Here is an 18,605-nt window from a genome sequence, read left to right as displayed (position 1 = left end):
GGCCCGATTCGCGTTCAGTTGCTCTCGTTGTCGTGGGTGTGCTGTTCGTACGGCTGATTCATGGTGTGCTGGAACTTGATCGCGGAGGCGATGCCGACGGGGACGCCGAGGAGGGCGGCGCCGAGAATGGCACCCATACCGCCGAGGACGCCCGCTCCGGCCAGGCAGCCGGCGATGAGAGTGAGTCCGGCGGCGTCGAGGACGGGAGCGCCGAATACCGCACCCGCTACGGCGCCGACTCCGCAGCCGACCGCAAGGCCGATGAGGCCGCCGGTCATGGTTCCGACGGAGGTGGCCAGGCCGAATTCGTTGATGGCCGCCTGGATCGCGGCATCGAAGCGTTCGGTCTGCGGATCGCCGTCGATGTTCTCCAAGTGCAGCTCCGGCGTGGCGGCGCGGGCTGCTGCTCGCACCTCCGGCGCGGCGTGCGTGGCGGCCAGCGCTTTCGGCTCGACCGGGAATTCGGAGACGCCGGCGACGGTGGCGCCGGAGGCGTCGCGCACCTGGAATTGGCCGCCCGCCGCGACGAGCATGGCCGTGCCGGTCTCGATCACCACGGACTGGTCCGCGGTGGAACTCGTGTACTGCACGCCCGGCATGATCTCGGTGCTCAGGACGTGATCTGCCGCCGTGGGCGCGGCCGAGGCGATGGCCGAACCGGCGCCCAGGGCGCCCACCACCGTCATCGCCGTGACGGTCATGCGGGTGATCTTGTTCATCTGATCTCTGTTCCGTTCTGTGTTCTGCGCAGCGCTCGATGGAGCGAGATCAGACATTAACGGAAATGATTTCCATTTTCCATTCGGCAGGCGGAGCCGAGTGGCGTGAACTGGGCGCGGCCGCGCCAGAGGCCCTGGTCAGGTCGTACGGCGGCTCCGCTGGGAAGCGCCGGCGGGAGCGTGGCGCAGAGCGGGCAGGAGGTAGGTGGCCAGGTGGTGCGACACCGCGGTCGGGTCGTCGGGGTCGATGGTGTCGCCGGGGACGGTGCCGAGGCTGATCAGGATCCGGGCCACCCACTCGGCGACTTCGCCCAGGTCGTGACCGGGATGGACTTCGCCGCGCTCGGCGGCGCGATCGATGTAGGGGCGCCAGAACGCGGCCAGGGCGGGGACGAGCGCGGTGACGCCGGCGCCGGCGCAGGCCGCGAACTCCTCGGGTTCGGAGGAGCGCAGGCGCATGAGCAGCGCGCCCGGGTCGTCGTAGGCGCCGCGGCCGATGCGCACGCCGATGGTGAGTTGTTCGGCGAAGGTGTCGATGCGGTCGAGTTCGGCGCGCGCGTCGTTCCACCAGGTGTCGGTGAGCCGCACGATCGCGGCGCCGATCAGTGCGGGTTTGTCCGGGAAGTGGCGGTACAGCCAGGCGCGCGAGACGCCCGCCTCCTCGGCCACCTCCATCATCGTGGAGGCCCGAATTCCCTTGGCGGCCAGTAACTTCTGTGTCGCTTCCAAGAGCCGGTCGACCACCGTCGTGGTTGTCGTCTCGCTCATCCGCCGCCCCTTTCGCCGCATACCCGCACCGGTCCGCTGTCGACCGGTTTCCGGAAAACCCTAGCAATGTGTGGACAGATCTGAGAATGTGTCTACTAGTAGACACTATCAAGAATCTGTCTACACGCCCCACGGCGTGAAAGGAGTGGTGGATGTATCAACCGCGTACCGCGGTCATCGGCGCCGGAATCAGCGGTCTGACCGCCGGCAAGATGCTCGGCGACTACGGGGTGCCGTATGTGTGCTTCGAATCCTCGGATCGAGTCGGCGGCAACTGGGCCTTCGGCAATCCGAACGGGCACAGCAGCGCATATCGCTCCCTGCACATCGACACCTCCAAACACCAGCTGTCGTTCCGAGACTTCCCGATGCCCGGGGAATTCCCGGACTTCCCGCACCACACCCAGATCAAGCAGTATCTCGACGATTACTGCACCGCCTTCGATCTCCACCGTTCCATCGAATTCGGCAACGGTGTGGAACACGCGCGGCGCCTGCCCGGTGGCGGCTGGGAGTTGCGCACCCAGCGAAACGAGGTGCGCCACTTCGATTTCCTGGTCGTCGCCAACGGTCACCACTGGGATCCGCGCTATCCGGAATTCCCGGGCGAATTCACCGGCCGCACCATGCACGCCCACCACTACATCGATCCGCGCACCCCGATGGACTTCTCCGATCAGCGCATTCTGGTGGTCGGACTGGGTAACAGTGCCGCCGATATCGCGGTGGAGCTGTCGTCGAAGGCGCTGGGCAACAAGCTGACGCTGTCCACTCGCTCCGGCGCCTGGATCGTGCCGAAATACATCGCCGGTAAGCCGGCCGACAAGTATTACCGCACCAGCCCGTACATCCCCTTCTCCTGGCAGCGCAAGATCGCGCAGTGGGGACAGCCGCTGACGGCGGGGCGGCCGGAGAATTACGGCCTGCCCAAGCCGAATCACAAATTCTTCGAGGCGCATCCGACCCAGTCGGTGGAACTGCCGCTGCGGCTGGGCTCGGGCGATGTGATCCCGAAACCGAATATCGACCGATTCGACGGCGCCACCGTGCATTTCGCGGACGGCACCGCCGACGACTTCGACATCATCATCTACGCCACCGGCTACAACATCACCTTCCCGTTCTTCGATCCGGAGTTCATCAGCGCTCCGGACAACAAGATCGACCTGTACAAGCGGATGTTCCTGCCCGGGATGGAGGATCTGGCCTTCGCCGGATTCGCCCAGTCCACCCCGACCCTGTTCCCGTTCGTCGAATGTCAGGCGCGATTGATCGGAGCGTATGCGGTGGGCCGGTACCGGTTGCCCTCGGCGGAGGAGATGCGGCGGGTGATCGTCGCCGAACAGCAGCACTACACCGGACATATGGTGCCCAGTGCCCGGCACACCCAGCAGGTGGACTACTTCCTCTACGAACACGATATGCGGGCGCGCGAGATTCCGGCCGGCGCCGAACGGGCGCGGCTGTCGGGACCGCCGCCGTGGGCGCGAGTGGCGGAGGCGGATCGACCGGTGGGAGTGGCACAGTGACGACGTATCGGCAGGCCGACTTTACTTCCGGCGGAACCACCTGTGACGCATGGTTTTTCGAGGGCGCGGCGGACGGCCCGTTCGACGGTCCCGAGGGCCGCCCGGTCGTGGTGATGGCACACGGATTCGGTGGGACGAAGGATTCCGGACTGGAACCGTTCGCGCAGCGCCTCGCCGCGGCCGGACTGGCCGTCTTCGCCTTCGACTACCGCGGTTTCGGCGCCTCCGCCGGTGAGCCCCGGCAGCGGGTCTCGATGGCCGCGCAGGCCGAGGACTACCGCGCCGCACTGTCCGCGGCCGCACGCCAGCCCGGTGTGGATCCGAAACGGCTGGTGGCATGGGGTATCTCACTGTCCGGTGGCCATGCCCTCACCGTCTCCGCGGATCGTTCCGATATCTGCGCGGTGGTGGCTCTGGTGCCGCTGGTGAACGGATTGGCCGCGGGCCGAGTCGCTTTCGCACAGGTCGGTGCGGCGGCGATCGCGAAATCCACGGTGTCGAGTGTGCGCAGCGCCCTGGCCGGGCGGTTCGGCGGCAATCGGGTGATGATGCCGCTGGTCGGCAGGCCGGGCGAACATGCCGCCCTGTCGGCCGACGGCTACTACGAGAGCTATACCGCACTGGCCGGTCCGACCTGGCGCAACGAGGTCAACGCGGCGATCGGGCTGGAACTGGGCAACTATCGCGCCGATCGACGGGCCGCGCGCATCACCGCGCCGGTGCTGATGCAGATCGCCGACTTCGACCGGGCCGCGCCGGCCCATGCGGCGGCCAAGGCCGCCTTCGCCGCACGTGCCGAGGTGCGTCACTATCCGTGCGACCACTTCGACATCTTCGCCGGCAACGACTGGTTCGAGCCCGCCGTCGACCATCAGGTGCACTTCCTGACCCGCCATCTCGCGGCGCAGCACGCGACCACCCGGGAGGCGCAGCGATGAGCACACCCGGCGACGGGGCGACCGTGCCCGAAACCCCGGCGGGCACACGGGGCGCGATGGTGATCGGCGGCGGTTCGGGCATCGGCCGCGCCACCGGACATGCGTTGGCGCGCGACGGTTTTCGGGTCGTGGTCGCCGATGTGAATCTCGATGCGGCACGGACGGTGGCGGCTGAGATCGGCGGTGCGGCGAGCGCGGTGGCGCTCGACGTCACCGACGAGGCCTCGGTCGCGGCCGGTTTCGACGCGAGCGGCGACCTCCACGCGGTGGTGAACTGCGCGGGGCTGTCACTGCCCGGCCCGATCACCGAACTCGAACTGGCGCACTGGAAAACGACCGTCGACGTCTGCCTCACCGGTTCGTTCCTGGCGATCAAATACGCGGGCCGCCACCTCGCCGACGGCGGATCCATCACCTGCATCGCCTCCCTCAACGGCCGCCAGCCCGGCACCGGAATGGCCGGTTACTGTTCGGCCAAGGCGGGTGTGCTGATGCTGGTGGAGGTCGCGGCGCTGGAGTTGGCCGAGCGCGGCATCCGGGTGAACGCGATCAACCCGGGCCTGGTCGACACCCCACTGGTCGCCGGTATCGCGTATGTGCCGGGGTTGACCGAGGAGTACCTCGAGAACACCCCGCTCGGGCGCAGCGGCCGACCCGAGGAGATCGCCGAGATGGCGGCCTTCCTGGCCTCCGACCGGGCGAGCTGGATGACCGGTGCGGCTGTCGATCTCAACGGCGGCGCACATTTGAAGCGCTATCCCGACGTCCTCGCCCGAGTGCGCGCGCTGGCCGAGGGTTAACGTCCCGCGTGCGGGTAGGTGTGCTGATGCAGGCGGTGCAGGAGCGCCTGCATCAGCCCCGACTCGAAGGCCGACGCCAGCGTGCCCTCCGTGAAGCGGTCCGCGCGGACCAGCAGGGTGAGATATTGCAGGCACTGCTGGGCCGTGCAGGTCGCCAGCGTCGCGCGGTCGCGGCGCTGGATCACCTGGTGCCCTTCTTCCCAAGCGCCCCAATTGAAATGGGCCAGCAGCAGATGCCGATCGACCAGGAAGCGCACCACCTCGTCCAGGACCGGCGCCTTCGGTGACCGGGCCGCGGCGGCGGTGCCGGAGGCGGCTTTGTCGACCCGGCACACCAGATCGGTGAGCACGCCGCGATCGTGGGCGGTCAGCCGCGCCAGAGCGGCCTCGGCCGATTCGACCGTCATGGGATTGGCCTGCGTCACGATCCGACACCTCCGTCATGTGAAAACTAGGGATTTCATACCATGAGGTGTGTACTTCTTCTCGGCGCAGTCTCCGGTGCCGGCTAGCGGCGGGGCCCCGAATCACGGTCGGCAACCCGGAATACCGGCAGGGTCGCCGGATCGCCGATGAACTCGAAAGACGCACCGCGCGTGTCGACTTCGCCGTCGGTGGCCAGCGAAATCGGCGGCCCGTCCACGCGTACCCGCAACTTGTCCGCACGCCGATGGACGTAGGTGGGGGAGTCACCGAGGGTTCCGGTGAGCGACGCCCAGATCAGCCGCGCCCGCGAGAACCGCCGATCCGCGCGCAGATACCGGATATCGAGTCCCGCGCCGTGCAGATCGGTTCGGGCCGTGGGCACTTGGTCGCCGGGGCGGTAGGTTCCGTTGCCCACGAACAACATCCACACCGAGACCGGCTCGCCGTCGATGGTGGCGCGCAATGGTTGGGCGCGCACGAGCACGCAGACCATCGCCACCGCGGCGGCCGGCCATTTGCCGATGCGGTGTTCCCAGCGTTCGCGCAGCCGGACGAAATCCGGATACCCGCCGAGGCTCGCGGTGTTCACCAGCGTGCGTTCGCTGCCGTCGTCCAGGCGCACCCGCGCGGTGTCGGCCAGCGCCAGCTGGCCGGAGGAGAGCGCGATGACGGTGGCGGCGATATCCTCGACACCCACATCGCGGGCGAAATGGTTCAGGGTGCCGCCCGGAAAGACAGCCAGCGGGAGCCCGTGCCGCACAGCCGCTTCCGCGACCGCCGAGACCGTGCCGTCCCCGCCCAGCACGCCGAGCGCGCGAATCGAGCCGGATCGCACCCGGGTGTCGATCTCGGCATCCACGTCGATGTCATCGCCGAGTTCGAGCAGGACCGCCTCCGGCAACTTCCGGATCAGATCGGCCAGGAGTCCGCCGCCGTCGCCGCTACCGGCATTCGGATTCGCGACCAACAGCAGGCCCTCGCCGCCGATCAGCGGTTCGATCCGCTGTGCCGGGCCGACCGTCGCGGGTTCGTCGCGACGCACCGCCCACCATCGCCTGGTGCCGACCGCGACGGTGGCGCCGAGTGCCGCGCCGGCGAGTACGTCGGTGGGCCAGTGCACGCCGACGTGGACCCGCGAATACGCGACCGCCGCCGCCACCGGCGCCACCGCGACCGCCAGCGCCGGTGATTCCTGCGCCACTCCGGTGACGAAGGCCGCCGCGGAGGCGGCGTGGCCGGAGGGGAACGAGGAGGAGATCGGCGGCGAAACGAGGCGTCGCATCTGCGGCACCGCCTCGGCAGGGGGCCGGCGCCGCGGGAACAATGGTTTGCCGACGCCGTTGGCCAGCCCACTCGCGATGCCGACGGCGACGAGTCCGCGTGCCCCGGCACGGCGCTGAGTCGTGGTGCCGAAGGCGATGACACCCACGCCCGCCGCGATCCACAGCCGATTGGCATTGGCGGCGTGACTAAAGGAGCGCAGGACGGTATCGGCGGCACTCGGCCGCAACCGCGCGCTTCGGTCGACCAGTCGCCGATCCAGCGTATTGATTCCGCGAACCCGCCGCGGGACGAGAGGCCTGCGCATTCCCAGAGCCTACCGGCCCGGTGCGCCGGCCACAGCGAACAATCGGACTTATCGGGCAGTCTCGTTGGGTGCGGGCAGTTCCGCGTGCCGGGCGAAGGCCTGGTCGATGAGCTCGGAGGCGGCGCGGGTGACGATCAGGCGGGCGATGGCCACCTCGGTTTCCAGCCGCGCGCGGTCCTTGCTGTCGCGCTGTGAGCGCTCGTAGGCCTGCCCGGCCAGGCAGTAGAACAATTCGGTGGCGTAGCGGTCGGCGATCTGGTTGCAGTCCGCGCGCAGCCGCTCGACGAGCTGGAAGGCGGTGGTGTCGGGCACCCCGCTGTCGATGAGGCGCGCGGCGAGGTCGCCGCAGCGCGGATTGGCGACCCGATAGGCCTCCAGGGGGTCGGAACTGCCGGCCAGTGCCTGTTTGACGTAGTCGGGCAGATCCGCGAGCGGATCGTCGTTGTTCGGCTTCTCCTGTGCGGCAACGGGTTCGCGCTCACCCGGAGCATCGCTGACCCCGAGGACGTCGGCGAGCCCGTCGCCACGATCCCATGCCTCGAGCAGTTCGCGGATCCCGTTGAGCTTCATACCCCGGCTGAGCAGCCGGCTGATCGTGTGCAGCCGCTCCAGGTGATCGGATCCGTAGTAGCCGATGCGGCCCCGGACTTCCGGTGACGGCAACAACCCCCGTTCGTGGTACACGCGGACACTGCGCACGGTGGTGTCTGCTGCCCGCGCGAGCTCGTCGATCGTGTACTCCGAGTGCACAGCCATACCTCTTAGGAAATCACAACTTACCCCGTAGAAAAACGGACCGTACAAAAACGTCCCGTTAAGTGACGATACATCCGTGCAACGACTTGGTCAATGTGCCGTTAAATAGCGGCGAAAGTGGTTGCTGACAGCCGAATCGTGGGTTAACGTGCCGAGTACAGCAGTTCGCTGCTGGTTGCCGGGGACTGTTGAGCAGCCCCGATGCCCGCCCGACCATGGGCCACGTCTGCGAACCACACGGTGATTGCACACGTGTGTCCTCGGCATCCCCGGAGACGGAAATGAGCACAATCCACTCGCGTCGGCTTCCCCTCGGATCCCCTGTGGCGCCGCCGCTTTCGACTGTACCCACGCCCGCCGTCGCGACCGTCGCCGTCGCGGCCGCGCATCGCCCGCCGTGCGCCGACGGGCCCGACGACTGGGACCTCGACGTCGGCACCCCCGACTCCTGGCGCGCCGCGGTCCGGATCTGCGCGAGCTGCCCGCTGCTGACCGAATGTTCCCGGCTCGCAGAGACTTTGATCGCGCGTGGCGACGGTCCCCGGGCCATGATCTGGGCTGGAGTCGCCTACGACAGCGCCGGCAAGATCGTGGAGAACCTCGATCGGCATCGGACGGCCCCGCTGGATCACAAACGGCCGCTGCGGATCATCCGGACCGGCGCCCGGCCGGTCTGTGTGGAACCCGCGCCCGCGACGCCGCGTCGTCGTATCGTGCTGGGGCGCCGGTTGCGACCGGCAGCGACCGGTGGCTGCTGATAGCCGTCACCATCGACAGGCGAAAACTACTGTGACGGTGGGTAATTCATGACTGTGCTGGCGTTGGAAATCGGCCCGGCGGGCTTCGCGGCGACTCGCGTGGCAGAGGATGTCGGTACCGACGATATTCGCCGGGCTCCGATCCCCGCCGCCGGCGCCTGGGAAGCCTGCCGGACACTGCTGCACGAGACCGCGGGCGGCGAAGATGTGGCGGCGATCGGGATCGGATCGTCAGGGCCGATCGACATGACCGCCGGCGTCGTCGCGCCGACCGCGGTCAAGGAATGGCAGACCGGTTTCGAGCTGGTCGATTCCGTGAAGAAGGCGTTTCCCGGCGCCAGTGTGCAACTGGGGTTGGACGGTGTGTGCCTCGCGCTGGCCGAACAGAATTTCGGCGCCACCGGCCAGGTGATGGACGCGGTGTCGATCGCGGTGTCGGATCGGATCAGTGCCGGGGTGATGGTCGGCGGCCTGGTGGTCGTAGGTCGTACCGGCAACGCCGGTCATCTGGGCCATCTGCTCGTTCCCGGTTACGACGAACCGTGTGAATGCGGTGGTCGAGGCTGTCTCGAAGCCGTCGCGGGTGGCCTCTCCGCGGTGCGGTGGGCGCAGGGCCGGGGCTGGCCGGGAGCCACGGTGGCGGAACTGGTTTCGGCGGCGCAGTCCGGCGACGAGGTTGCGGGCGCGGCGTTCGAACGGGTGGGTACCGCGTTGGGGCGGGCCATCGCTTCGATCGCGCCGCTGCTCGACGTCGGTCTCGTCGTCGTGGGCGGTTCGATGGCCACGGCCGGCCCAGCGCTGTGGAAGCCGCTGAACACGGCCGTGGCCACCCATGCCCGGGCCGGCTTCCTGGCCGCACTGCGAGTGGTCCCTTCGGAATTGGAGGATCTCGGCGTCCTGGCCGGGGCGGGGGTTCTCGCCCTGATCGCAGCCCAGGACTAGCGGCACCGTCGTCGATCACGGCCGAAGTCGCGCAGGATGCGGGCGTCGGCCGTGATTTCGCATGTTCACCGTCCGTTATGAAATGGGCGTTCGTTCAGCATGGTTCACTTGCAGTGGTCGCACTGCTGACCAGCGCAGTCGTTCCTCTCCTGTTCCTCTCCTATTGATCGCACCGCTGGATAACGGTACATTGTCTAGGTCACGATGATCGTCTGAACCCGTCGGTCATGAGTGCGGAGGAACGGCTGGTGCAGGGCAAGTGCGATGAGTGACGCGGTGATCGGATGGACGACGATCGAAACATTGACGCCGGAGACGATGTCGGTCGCCTCGGTCGGGGAAACGCCCCGCGAGTTCGCGGCGTGGCAGCGTGTGCTGCAACGGCAGCTGGCGAAGATGCCCGCGATCTACGACGGCCTGACGACCGCGCGGATCGCCGAGGCCATGATCTCGGCCCGCGATCACGCGCAAGAGGTCGATCTGCGGATCGCGACCCGCTCGGGTCCGCATCGGCTGCTGATCAAACCCGTCTTCGGTCCCGCCGGTGACGTCCATGCCATCCGGCTGTGGCTGGGTCCGGCGACCTCGGAGGTGCCGTCGCTGCGTCCGGCGGTAGGGGCGATCTGGGATCTGTCGACGCAGACCATCCAGCTGCCGGGCGGTGTCGCGCGCTTGTCGGGAATGTCCGCCGAGGAGTACGTGCCGCGGATATCGATCGCCGAACTGTTCCACCGCATGTCGGGATTCGACCGGCACACCGAGGTGCTCGATCTGCTGTACGAGCCGACGGCCGGCGCCAAGATGCAGTTCGACGTGACCGTCCGTGCCGACGGTGAACGTCCCGGCCGCTGGCGCATCACGATGCGCGCGCGCGACGACGAACGATCCAGGGGCGCATGGCTGTTGATCGAGGAGATCGGCGCCGAGCGGGCGTCGATGTCGTGGTCGACGCTGGAGCAGGTCGGTCTGCGGGAAGCGCATCGCCGCGCCGGCACCCACCTGGCTGTGGTGCAACTCGAATACACGAGCATTTCGCACTGGCTGACCGATCCGGCGCCCTGGATCAGGTGGGACTATCTGTTCCGGCCGATCGACGTCTTCCATCCCGACGATCGCCATCGCCTGCTCGCCCTCGACGAGCGGTTGCGCGCGGGCGACACCGCCGGGGTGACCGTCCGGGCGTTGAATTACGGTGGCGGGTACACCCCGACCTCCCTGCTGCTGTACCCCTATCCGGGATATTCGGCGCGGCAATTGGCGATCGCGCAGATGGTCCGCGTGGCCGACGATCTCCCGGTGATGGAGCCGCAACGCCAGTCCTCGGGGCTTCCCCATCTGCACACCCCCATCGGCTACGACGACCAGTTGCGGCATCGTCTGGCCGGCCGGATGAAGCGCAGCCCCGTGTACTGAGCATCCTTCCCACGGCAGGGAACAGTCCGAAAGGTGAATGCCGTTGCCCTCTCTACCATTCCGAGAGTGCGGGCAATTGCTGGTAGATCGGCGGATTCGGGCGAAGCACTGCTTCGCCGGATGGCCGCGCGACGCCGCCGCGACAACATCCTCGTCGCGGTACTGGCCGTACTAGCCGTCCTCGGTGGTGGACATGCCGTCCTGTCCTGGTTCTCGGAGCCGCCGCAGGGTCCGTCCGATGCGAACACGACGACCCTGATCGGCCATGCGCAACTGGCGGCATCGTTCGCCGAGGACTTCGTGGTGAGCTACCTCGGTTCGAGCGCGGGGCAGCAGGACCGGATCGCCGACTATGTCGATCCGGGCCAGCAGATGCGGTTGCCGGCCACCGCGCATCCGGTGAGCGACCCGATGGTCGTTCACGTCAGCCGCACCGAATCGACTGTGAGCGTGGAGATCTGGGCGGTCACGCTATCGGTGCACCCCGGGCGGACCGGCAGCGTGACCGACGCCCGTCAGTACTACCAGGTCGCGGTATCGGTGACACCGGACGGCCGCAGGCGCGCGCTGTCTCTACCGGCCGCGGTGGAGCCGCCGGGGCGTGGCCCGGATATCACCCTCGCCTACGGCACGCCCTGCCCCTCGGATACGCCGCTGGCCGATGTCGCCACGGGCTTTCTGACTGCCTATCTGACCGGATCGGGGGATGTCGCCCGCTATACGGCCGTCGGCGCCGGGATCACGGCATTGCGCCCGGCGCCGTTCACCGGCCTCGAGAGTGTGTCGGTCACGGCGGACGAGTCCAGTTGCGGCAGTAGCGGAAACAGCGCGAAAGTGCTCGCCACGGTGGCGCCGAAGGGAAGTGGTGGCGCCTCGGTCTCGCTGTCCTATCCGCTCACCATGGTGCGTCCCTCCGGACAGTGGCAGATACAAGCCATCGATCGTGTTCCGGCGCTGTCGAATCCGCTCACGGTCGTGAACGGCACCGGTCCCGGCGGCGCCGGCGCACCGGCGCCGAGCAGTAGCCAACCCGCCGCACCGACGACGACCGTGCAGATCCCGCCGGCGACGCAGAACTGATCCGAGAAGGGACGCTCATGCACAATCTCAACGCGCTGCTGTATTACATCCTGCTGGTGGTCCGCGCGCTCGGCATCATCGTCATCACGATCCTCGCCATGGGCATCCTCATCTCCGAGGCGGCCAAGTCGAAGTTGTCGCCGACGAAGGTGCTCGGCGTGGTCGGCTCGGCGATCCTCGCGGCGGTGCTGTTCTGGATGCTGCCGACACTGGTCAACTACGCACGATCCGATGCCACCAGCGTCGTGCCCGATCAACCGGTCGGGCGATACCGATGACTCAGCTGATCAAGGTGTACACGCCGATCAAACGGGTGCCCACCATGATCGGCAAAGCGCAGAACGGGCAGAAACTGCCCTTCGGGCCGTACACACTTCCACAGGTCGCCGGCGGTATCGCGGTCATTCTGGTGACCTCGGTCCTCGCCATGATTCTGCCGGTGAATCCGGCGATCACGTTCGTGGCGGGGCTGATCCTGACGATTGTGGCGGTGTTCGGCCTGGGGTTGCTGCCCTATACCGGGGTACGGATTATCTCGCGGGCCATGTGGTTCGGCCGTTTGGTCTTCGTCCGCAAACCTGTGTCGGCCTCGGGTTTTCCGGTCACCGCCGAATCCGCCCGGCACACCCTGTTCATCGAGGAATCCGTGGTCATCATCTTTCCGGACGGGCCGGCACCCGAGGCCGCGTCGGTCGGCCGGCCGGGGTCGGGAAATGTCGCCGAGTTGCTTGCTACCCAGTCCACGTCGCTTCGTGCCGAGGGTAGCCGCGCAGTGGCAGGAGGAGTGCACTGAATGGCGTTCGAGCGAGATATCCAGCCCACCGCGGCCATTCGGGGCAACCTGCAATTCACGCACGCCGGATTGGTCACCGCGACCTATTTCATCAATCCGCTCGGTTACGGATTGCGCAAGGCCGGTGACAAGTTCGACGTGAAGGCGGCCCACCACGCGCTGATCAACAACCTGCCCAACGGGTCGCTCCTGCTGGGAATTCAGGCGCGGCTCAACACCATCGACGTGCTGGGCAAGATGGTCGAGGGCGTCGATCTCGACGAATGCGAGGATTACGCGCTCGAGGTGGTCGCCGCCTACGAACGGGTGCGTGCCATCGTGCCGCAGACCCGGATCTTCCTGCTGTCCATACCTGTCGGCTCCAGCGGCCCGGCACTGTCGGGACTGTCGCGGATCTGGCGCGGCAGCACCACCACGATCGATGCCACAGCGCTGTCACGCGCCGATCTGGAGGCCTACGACGACACCGCGAACGAGATCCTCTCGCGAATCGGTGGCGATTTCGAACCGGTGCCGGTGCCGGCGGCGTTGTTCCAGTGGCTGTGGGAGCACTATCTGTCCCGGGGCGCGGTCGGCGATCCGGTCGCCCCGACCCGCGCGGGCGTTCTCGACGATGCCACCGCTGCCGTCTTCCGGTCCGCGGCCCTCGACGAAGGCGCCCAGGCCGACAGCAACCGGCGCCTGCGTCCGTCGTTCGTGCCGGTGATCAAGGTGGTTCAGCCCGACTTCGAATTCCGGCCGTCCTATCAGGCGATCCTGACGCCCCATTCGTTCCCGTACTCCGGGATGAACTTTCCCGGCGGCAGCGAGTTCCTCAGCGTCCTCGACGGTATGGAGAACGTCACCATCGACTGGGCGATGCGAATTTCGACGCGCCCCGCGGACGCGGTGCTGAAGAACAACGAGCAGAATCTGCGGCGTCTCGGTGAGCAGATGGATCAGCGCGATCAGGAGGTGTCGTTCGCGCAGAATACCTTGATGTCGAAGGTGCAGATGCTCGGTGAATACAACAATCACTTCGAGGTCAACGGTGGCGAATCGGAGGTGTCGTTCACGACCGTGATCGCGGTCGGCAGTTCCTCGCACGACACCACCATGGATGCGGTCAACACCCTCAAACGCCGATACAAACGCTTCCAAGTGGAGATGACGGCACCCGTCGGCGCTCAGGTCGACTTGTGGTCCATGATGATCCCGGGCAGTCCGCCCCGGCGCGCCTACGATGACTTCGCCCATATCGTGCCGTCGGATATGTGGTCGGGTTTCGTTCCCTTCACGACCAGTCAGATCGGTGACGACAGCGGTCCGGTGATCGGCGTCAATTTGCTCTCCGGCCAATTCGAGCCGATTCACTTCGGCATCATGGAAGCGGCGCTGCACGACCTGTCGGCCTCGTTCGCGGTGACCGGCGAACTGGGTTCGGGTAAATCGTATTTCCTGAAACTGATGGCGGTGCTGGTTCACGATATGGGCGGGCAGTTCCTCGCCATCGACCGCAGTCAGGTCGGGGAGTGGGAACATTTCGCCTCCTCGATCGACAATGCGGTCGTCATCGACCTCAGCAATCCGACCGTGTCGCTGGATCCGCTGCGATTGTTCGATCCGCGTGTCGCCGGTGAGCGCGCGCTGGACTCGATCCTGCCGCTGCTGGACCTGTCGCCCACCAGCGGTGCCGGTGCGCTCATCGGCAGCATGCTCACTCCGAAAGGTATTGCCGAACACGGAATTCGGAGCCTGCTCGATCTGTATCGCGTGGTGTGCCGACTGCGGGACGAGCACGGCAGTGCCGAGGAGTACGCCGATCTCGCCGCCCGGCTGGGAGCCATCGTGGAGCGGGTGCCGGTCCTGTTCGATCCCGGCCTGCGACCGCTGCGACTCGACGCCGCGGCCACGGTCATCCGCAGCCACAACCTGGCGCTGCCGACGGCGGAAGAACTGGTCACCCCCCACCTGTACAACCGGTTGCCGCTCACCAAGCGCCTGGGCACCGCGCTCTACGAACTGGTGGGCGTCACCGCGCGAGAGGCCTTCCTCTCCGACAATGGCCGGTTCGGGCTGCTCGTCGGTGACGAGGCGCACCACTTCACCCAGACCCAGGTGGGATCCGCGGTGACCAGCGACTTCAGTCGCGACGGCCGAAAGCATCTGGCCGCAATCGGTCTGGCCTCACACGATCCGGCCACCGACTTCCAGGGCGCGGCACACAATCTGATCCCGAACCGGTTCGTCTTCCGGCAGCGCGACGAGACGCTGGCCCGCAACAGCCTGGAATGGCTGGGCGTGGACCTCGACGAGGCGCCCTTCCTGCTCCAGATTCTGCGCGAGGAGACGTCTCCGCCGATCGGCCCCGGACGGCAGGTGCCCGAGGAGCGGCGCGGCGAGATGTTCATGCGGGATGCGTTGAACCGCATCGGCCGCGGCAAGGTGCTCGGGCCGGCCCGCCCCGATCGCGCCGAGGCCATCAGCAGTACGCCGAATGCCGCACCCAAGCGCGCGATACTGGAAAGACAGGCGGTGCCATGATCAGCGATACGGGCACCGCGCACGGCCGGTTCGGTCCGGACTGGGAATTCGAATTCTTCGACCCGGCTCGGTGGCAGCCGCGCGCGGTGGCCCGCCGATGCTGGAATTGGATGTCGGCCACCCGGCGGCGGCGTTGGAGTGTCTCGGCGCTGGTGGTGTTCGTCGTGATGGTCGTGCTGCCGGTGGTGCTCGGTGCGGTGGCCGCGGCACAGACGGGGGAGGGGGATGCGGAAGGGTCCTCGGTCAACAGTGGACTGAGCTGGATGCATGTGCGCGACTCATCGGGCGCCGAGTTGGCGAGCTACCTTTTCGCGACCAATCACGGCGGTCTGCTGCATCCGGGAAACACCGCCATATCCCTCGTGATCAGCCTCGAGTTCGCCGGCTGGATCGTCATCGTCACAACGGCGATCTGGCTCATCGGCTATGCCCTCAGTTTCGAATGGCTGAACCTTTTCAGCCGGGCCCTCAACGGTGTTGCCCACAGTCTGAGCGGTCAGATCGCCACACCCATGATGCTTGCGGTCGCCGTCACGATCGGAGCGTTCTTCGTCGCTTGGTTCACCGTCCGGGGCTTCCACGCAAAGGCCACCATGCAGGTGGTGTCCATGCTGCTGATCGCCGTCATGGGTCCGATCTATCTGGCCGAGCCGCTCGCGGACGTACTGTCCTCCGACGGCTTGCTGGCCCAAGGACGGGATATCGGCATCTCGGTGGCCGCAGGTCTCAACGGCAACAGTCGCCCCGATGCCGCGGCCATGGTTCCGCATATGCAATCGGATTTGGCCGACAACTTCGCGCGACGGCCGCTGCAGGTCTGGAATTTCGGACGTGTCGTGGATACCGACCCGGCGTGCAAGTCGGTGTGGACCTCGGCCGTCATGTCCGGCAGCGACAAGAGGATGAAAGACGGTCTCGAGAACTGTGACAGAGCGGCTTTCAATGCCACCCGGGAGCCGACCGTGGGGCAGATCGGAGCGGGCCTGATCCTCCTGCTGGCGGGCACCGTGTTGCTGCTGTTCGCCGTCTACCTGGCGCTGAAGATCATCAAAGCCGCGTTGGACACCATCTACCACGGCCTGATGTCGATATTCGGTTTCGCCGCAGGCGGATTCGTTTACGGTCCGACTCAGACCTTCCTGGTCCGCAATGTCGTCGACGGTTTCATCGCGGGCGCACGCATGGCGTGCTACACGATATTTCTCGGGGTCTACGTTCTCTTTCTGGGAAACCTGTTCAAGGAGGCGCAGAACGATGTGATGTCGATTTTCGTTGTCGGCGCCATCGTGGAAATCATCGCCATCTTCCAGCTCCAACGGCTGAGCAATGGGCTCAGTAGCGGAAACGAATGGGTAGCCAATCGCTTCGCGCTCGCGATGCAGGGGGTGTCCCGTGGCGGGGGTGGCGGCGGCTCGGGTACGGCATTGGGTATGGGACAGGCCGGAGCCAAGCACAAGTTGGGCGGCGCGGCGATGCTGGCAACCTTGGCCGGCTTCAGCACCGTGAGCAATTCGCCGCTCACCGAATGGATGTGGGGCCGCACGCGTAGCCCGTTGCGCCCCTTCTCACGCACCGAGCGTCAGGCGCAACTCGCGCAGTGGGGGGTGTGGGGCCGGGAGAACTTCGGTGGTGCCGACGGTTTGTATACGCAGTCGTACATGAACCGGCACCAGTACTCCTTCGCGGCGCGGCAAGCGGCGGAGGCCGCGGGCGGTATCGACACCGTCATGGGTGCGTCAGCGGCCATCCAGGGCATATTCGACTACGGCGGTGGTCTCGACCATGCGTGGGGCGCGATGATCGGCGCCGGATTCACCGATGAGCAGATCATGTCGAATGCCATTCGTTCTTGGGGCATCGTGGCGCAGAATGCCGAGGACGAGACGCTTACCGACAAACACCTCGGTCATGTGGTCTCGGCTATCTCGCGCGCCCAGCATTCCGCCAATCGTGTGCTACGGGGGGAAGGTTCGGTCGAAGAGGCGGCAGCGGACCTGGCGACCCTACAGGCGGCGACCTTCCGCTTCCGGCGCGCGAATCCGGGCGGTGTCACGTTGGACGGTGGTGCGGCGCACGGACAGGAGCGAGCATTCGTAGAGCGATACATGGCGGCTCCCAGTCAGGAACAGATCGAACAATTGCAGCTGGTTGCAGGCGGCGGCACATCTACACTGCCGGCCCTCGCCGGAATCAACGAAACCAGTGCCGACCGTATGCTCATGTGGATCGGTAACGAGCACGCGCGTGTCGTATCGACAGCGGTCGACCGATTGGTCGGCGACCCAGGGGATCCGCACAATATTCGAGAGGTTCGCCGAGTCATTTCCCACGCGGCGGATACCGATCTCTGGGCTTCTCGAGTCCATCGGACGCCGTGGAATGCTCCGCAACCGCCCGGTACCAACCCACCCAATCCGAACTGGCGGCGCCAAATGGGTCGCGTCGGCCGGCAGATGCGCTAGGCAGCGGATAAACCGAGAGGCTTGTGAGGAGGCTGTCGATGAGCAATCGGCCGGACGGGCTGCGGACAGCGTTGGCATTCGTGCCGTGGTGGGCTTGGGGTGTCGTGGTCGTCGTCGCGCTGTGCGGTGTAGTACTCATGGGAGCGGTGTTTCCCACTGCGGCACAGTCGGGTTCGTCGGCGTCCGATCTGCAGTGCCAATGCGCGAGCGCGATCGGGGACGACCCCAGCGAGACGCCCACCGCCACCACCACCGGCTCCAAGTGCGGAGGCGGCGGCACGGTCGCGGCATCGGATATCCCGTCCACCAATCCGTACGCGAGCGTAACGGTCGACCCGAGCGATCACGACGTCTCCGATTGGATCCGGTCCTGTCTGAGTGGTCCGATGCAGTCGGCGCCCTATCAAATGCCGGAGTTGGCCTACGGCAATACCGGTTTCGCCGGCAGTTGCGCGGCTGCGCTCGCCGCCGGCTACCGCTCCGAGGCGGCCGATATGTCCGAACTGGTGCGAGGAGTGATCTACCAAGCGTCGGTGGCCGCGACCACACAGCGATGTGAGAAGACGTCGCTCGACGGAATACCCGCGCCCACCGGGAACGGTTGTCAGACCTCGACGGACGCCATTCGTGGAAGCAATTCGGGCGCGGTGATCCTTCCGACGACTCTCGCGGGTCAGGCGATCTGCGGTCAGCGCGTGCAACTTTCCGCCGCATCGGCGGGCGATGTGGTGTTCTGGGACTACGGTTCGCGCGGGCCGGCTCGCGCCGGTGTGGCACTCGGCGACGGGACCATGATCACCGCCGATGCGACGACGGGAACCCTTGTGCAGCAGACGGTTCCGACGAGCCGTGGGGTACAGGTCAAACGGGTATTGGGGGCCGGCGCATGACATCACCCGCCGAGGTGCAGCCCGGAGTCACCGGTGAGCCGACCGAGGAGCAGCCGTCCGACGGGACGACGCCGTGGACGCTGCGCCCCATGGAACAACGGTCGAAGCCCGACAAGGCCGTGACGCCGTCGCTCCCGGGAGTACCGTCGGGGGCGAATACTCCAGCGGCACCGGGGACGCCCGCTCCGGTGGTGCCGAATCCGGCGCCGCCGGGTCCGGT

General features: G+C 66.9%; 17 protein-coding genes and 1 pseudogene. 13 read left to right on the top strand and 5 right to left on the bottom strand.

Translation table 11 applies throughout. The features are described 5' to 3' along the window. Nucleotides 1–14 precede the first annotated feature (14 nt). Nucleotides 15–719: a hypothetical protein gene (locus IRT45_RS10600; RefSeq protein WP_194805699.1), complete on the bottom strand. Its 705-nt coding sequence runs from the start codon at nucleotides 717–719 to the stop codon at nucleotides 15–17. A gap of 138 nt (nucleotides 720–857) precedes the next feature. Beyond that, nucleotides 858–1,487, bottom strand: coding sequence for a TetR/AcrR family transcriptional regulator (locus IRT45_RS10595; RefSeq protein ID WP_194805698.1), 630 nt, complete (start codon nucleotides 1,485–1,487; stop codon nucleotides 858–860). Nucleotides 1,488–1,639: 152 nt separating this feature from the next. Here IRT45_RS10595 and IRT45_RS10590 point away from each other — a divergent pair, with 152 nt between their 5' ends. The 3 genes from IRT45_RS10590 to IRT45_RS10580 are packed head-to-tail and all read left to right on the top strand — an operon-like array spanning nucleotide 1,640 to nucleotide 4,754. Further along, nucleotides 1,640–3,016 (top strand): NAD(P)/FAD-dependent oxidoreductase, encoded by a 1,377-nt coding sequence (locus tag IRT45_RS10590; RefSeq protein ID WP_194805697.1) that lies wholly within the window; start codon nucleotides 1,640–1,642, stop codon nucleotides 3,014–3,016. Next, the gene (locus IRT45_RS10585) at nucleotides 3,013–3,954 is read left to right on the top strand and encodes an alpha/beta hydrolase (RefSeq protein ID WP_194805696.1); all 942 of its coding nucleotides are present in this window, start codon (nucleotides 3,013–3,015) and stop codon (nucleotides 3,952–3,954) included. The genes IRT45_RS10590 and IRT45_RS10585 overlap by 4 nt, the downstream gene beginning before the upstream one ends. 56 nt (nucleotides 3,955–4,010) lie before the next feature. Beyond that, nucleotides 4,011–4,754 carry an SDR family NAD(P)-dependent oxidoreductase gene (locus tag IRT45_RS10580; protein ID WP_194805802.1) on the top strand — a complete coding sequence of 248 codons (744 nt, stop codon included), beginning with the start codon at nucleotides 4,011–4,013 and terminating at the stop codon, nucleotides 4,752–4,754. Here IRT45_RS10580 and IRT45_RS10575 read toward each other — a convergent pair. The 3 genes from IRT45_RS10575 to IRT45_RS10565 form a co-directional block, all read right to left on the bottom strand. Next, a complete protein-coding gene (locus tag IRT45_RS10575) occupies nucleotides 4,751–5,179 on the bottom strand; it encodes a DUF6508 domain-containing protein (RefSeq protein WP_194805695.1) in 429 nt (142 codons plus the stop codon). The two genes, IRT45_RS10580 and IRT45_RS10575, sit on opposite strands and share 4 nt — an antisense overlap. 83 nt (nucleotides 5,180–5,262) lie before the next feature. Then, nucleotides 5,263–6,768, bottom strand: a complete 1,506-nt coding sequence (locus IRT45_RS10570) for a phosphatase PAP2 family protein (RefSeq protein WP_194805694.1) — start codon at nucleotides 6,766–6,768, stop codon at nucleotides 5,263–5,265. Nucleotides 6,769–6,816: 48 nt separating this feature from the next. Beyond that, entirely contained in the window at nucleotides 6,817–7,524 is a 708-nt protein-coding gene (locus IRT45_RS10565; RefSeq protein ID WP_194805693.1) for a MerR family transcriptional regulator, read from the bottom strand. 281 nt (nucleotides 7,525–7,805) lie between these two features. Here IRT45_RS10565 and IRT45_RS10560 point away from each other — a divergent pair, with 281 nt between their 5' ends. From IRT45_RS10560 to IRT45_RS36760, 10 genes and pseudogenes are all read left to right on the top strand, one after another. Continuing rightward, nucleotides 7,806–8,282: a hypothetical protein gene (locus IRT45_RS10560; protein ID WP_194805692.1), complete on the top strand. Its 477-nt coding sequence runs from the start codon at nucleotides 7,806–7,808 to the stop codon at nucleotides 8,280–8,282. Between the two features lie 48 nt (nucleotides 8,283–8,330). Further along, a complete protein-coding gene (locus tag IRT45_RS10555; protein ID WP_194805691.1) occupies nucleotides 8,331–9,224 on the top strand; it encodes an ROK family protein in 894 nt (297 codons plus the stop codon). A gap of 264 nt (nucleotides 9,225–9,488) precedes the next feature. Beyond that, complete coding sequence (locus IRT45_RS10550; RefSeq protein WP_194805690.1) at nucleotides 9,489–10,637, top strand: GAF domain-containing protein; 1,149 nt, start codon at nucleotides 9,489–9,491, stop codon at nucleotides 10,635–10,637. A 120-nt stretch (nucleotides 10,638–10,757) separates the two neighbouring features. Beyond that, nucleotides 10,758–11,717: a conjugal transfer protein gene (locus IRT45_RS10545; RefSeq protein WP_194805689.1), complete on the top strand. Its 960-nt coding sequence runs from the start codon at nucleotides 10,758–10,760 to the stop codon at nucleotides 11,715–11,717. Between the two features lie 17 nt (nucleotides 11,718–11,734). Then, on the top strand, nucleotides 11,735–11,995 hold the full coding sequence (locus tag IRT45_RS10540; RefSeq protein ID WP_030517937.1) for a hypothetical protein: 261 nt from the start codon (nucleotides 11,735–11,737) through the stop codon (nucleotides 11,993–11,995). Next, nucleotides 11,992–12,510 carry a hypothetical protein gene (locus IRT45_RS10535; RefSeq protein ID WP_194805688.1) on the top strand — a complete coding sequence of 173 codons (519 nt, stop codon included), beginning with the start codon at nucleotides 11,992–11,994 and terminating at the stop codon, nucleotides 12,508–12,510. The genes IRT45_RS10540 and IRT45_RS10535 overlap by 4 nt, the downstream gene beginning before the upstream one ends. Further along, a complete protein-coding gene (locus IRT45_RS10530) occupies nucleotides 12,511–15,033 on the top strand; it encodes an ATP-binding protein (protein WP_063010447.1) in 2,523 nt (840 codons plus the stop codon). After that, a complete protein-coding gene (locus tag IRT45_RS10525; protein WP_228534142.1) occupies nucleotides 15,030–17,495 on the top strand; it encodes a hypothetical protein in 2,466 nt (821 codons plus the stop codon). The genes IRT45_RS10530 and IRT45_RS10525 overlap by 4 nt, the downstream gene beginning before the upstream one ends. A gap of 38 nt (nucleotides 17,496–17,533) precedes the next feature. Further along, the gene (locus tag IRT45_RS10520; RefSeq protein WP_194805686.1) at nucleotides 17,534–18,385 is read left to right on the top strand and encodes an NlpC/P60 family protein; all 852 of its coding nucleotides are present in this window, start codon (nucleotides 17,534–17,536) and stop codon (nucleotides 18,383–18,385) included. Then, nucleotides 18,382–18,605: pseudogene (locus tag IRT45_RS36760) on the top strand (hypothetical protein); the annotation flags it as partial. The gene IRT45_RS10520 and the pseudogene IRT45_RS36760, both read left to right, overlap by 4 nt.

The organism is Nocardia sp. BSTN01, from assembly GCF_015354405.1.
Lineage (GTDB): Bacteria > Actinomycetota > Actinomycetes > Mycobacteriales > Mycobacteriaceae > Nocardia.
This window is presented reverse-complemented; position numbering and strand designations above follow the sequence as displayed.

What these genes read in the sequence shown, in the direction of transcription:
- IRT45_RS10600 (WP_194805699.1), bottom strand. Translation starts at nt 719, where the DNA reads ATGAACAAGATCACCCGCATGACCGTCACGGCGATGACGGTGGTGGGC.
- IRT45_RS10595 (WP_194805698.1), bottom strand. Translation starts at nt 1,487, where the DNA reads ATGAGCGAGACGACAACCACGACGGTGGTCGACCGGCTCTTGGAAGCG.
- IRT45_RS10590 (WP_194805697.1), top strand. Translation starts at nt 1,640, where the DNA reads ATGTATCAACCGCGTACCGCGGTCATCGGCGCCGGAATCAGCGGTCTG.
- IRT45_RS10580 (WP_194805802.1), top strand. Translation starts at nt 4,011, where the DNA reads ATGGTGATCGGCGGCGGTTCGGGCATCGGCCGCGCCACCGGACATGCG.
- IRT45_RS10570 (WP_194805694.1), bottom strand. Translation starts at nt 6,768, where the DNA reads ATGCGCAGGCCTCTCGTCCCGCGGCGGGTTCGCGGAATCAATACGCTG.
- IRT45_RS10565 (WP_194805693.1), bottom strand. Translation starts at nt 7,524, where the DNA reads ATGGCTGTGCACTCGGAGTACACGATCGACGAGCTCGCGCGGGCAGCA.
- IRT45_RS10560 (WP_194805692.1), top strand. Translation starts at nt 7,806, where the DNA reads ATGAGCACAATCCACTCGCGTCGGCTTCCCCTCGGATCCCCTGTGGCG.
- IRT45_RS10555 (WP_194805691.1), top strand. Translation starts at nt 8,331, where the DNA reads ATGACTGTGCTGGCGTTGGAAATCGGCCCGGCGGGCTTCGCGGCGACT.
- IRT45_RS10550 (WP_194805690.1), top strand. Translation starts at nt 9,489, where the DNA reads ATGAGTGACGCGGTGATCGGATGGACGACGATCGAAACATTGACGCCG.
- IRT45_RS10545 (WP_194805689.1), top strand. Translation starts at nt 10,758, where the DNA reads ATGGCCGCGCGACGCCGCCGCGACAACATCCTCGTCGCGGTACTGGCC.
- IRT45_RS10540 (WP_030517937.1), top strand. Translation starts at nt 11,735, where the DNA reads ATGCACAATCTCAACGCGCTGCTGTATTACATCCTGCTGGTGGTCCGC.
- IRT45_RS10535 (WP_194805688.1), top strand. Translation starts at nt 11,992, where the DNA reads ATGACTCAGCTGATCAAGGTGTACACGCCGATCAAACGGGTGCCCACC.
- IRT45_RS10530 (WP_063010447.1), top strand. Translation starts at nt 12,511, where the DNA reads ATGGCGTTCGAGCGAGATATCCAGCCCACCGCGGCCATTCGGGGCAAC.
- IRT45_RS10525 (WP_228534142.1), top strand. Translation starts at nt 15,030, where the DNA reads ATGATCAGCGATACGGGCACCGCGCACGGCCGGTTCGGTCCGGACTGG.
- IRT45_RS10520 (WP_194805686.1), top strand. Translation starts at nt 17,534, where the DNA reads ATGAGCAATCGGCCGGACGGGCTGCGGACAGCGTTGGCATTCGTGCCG.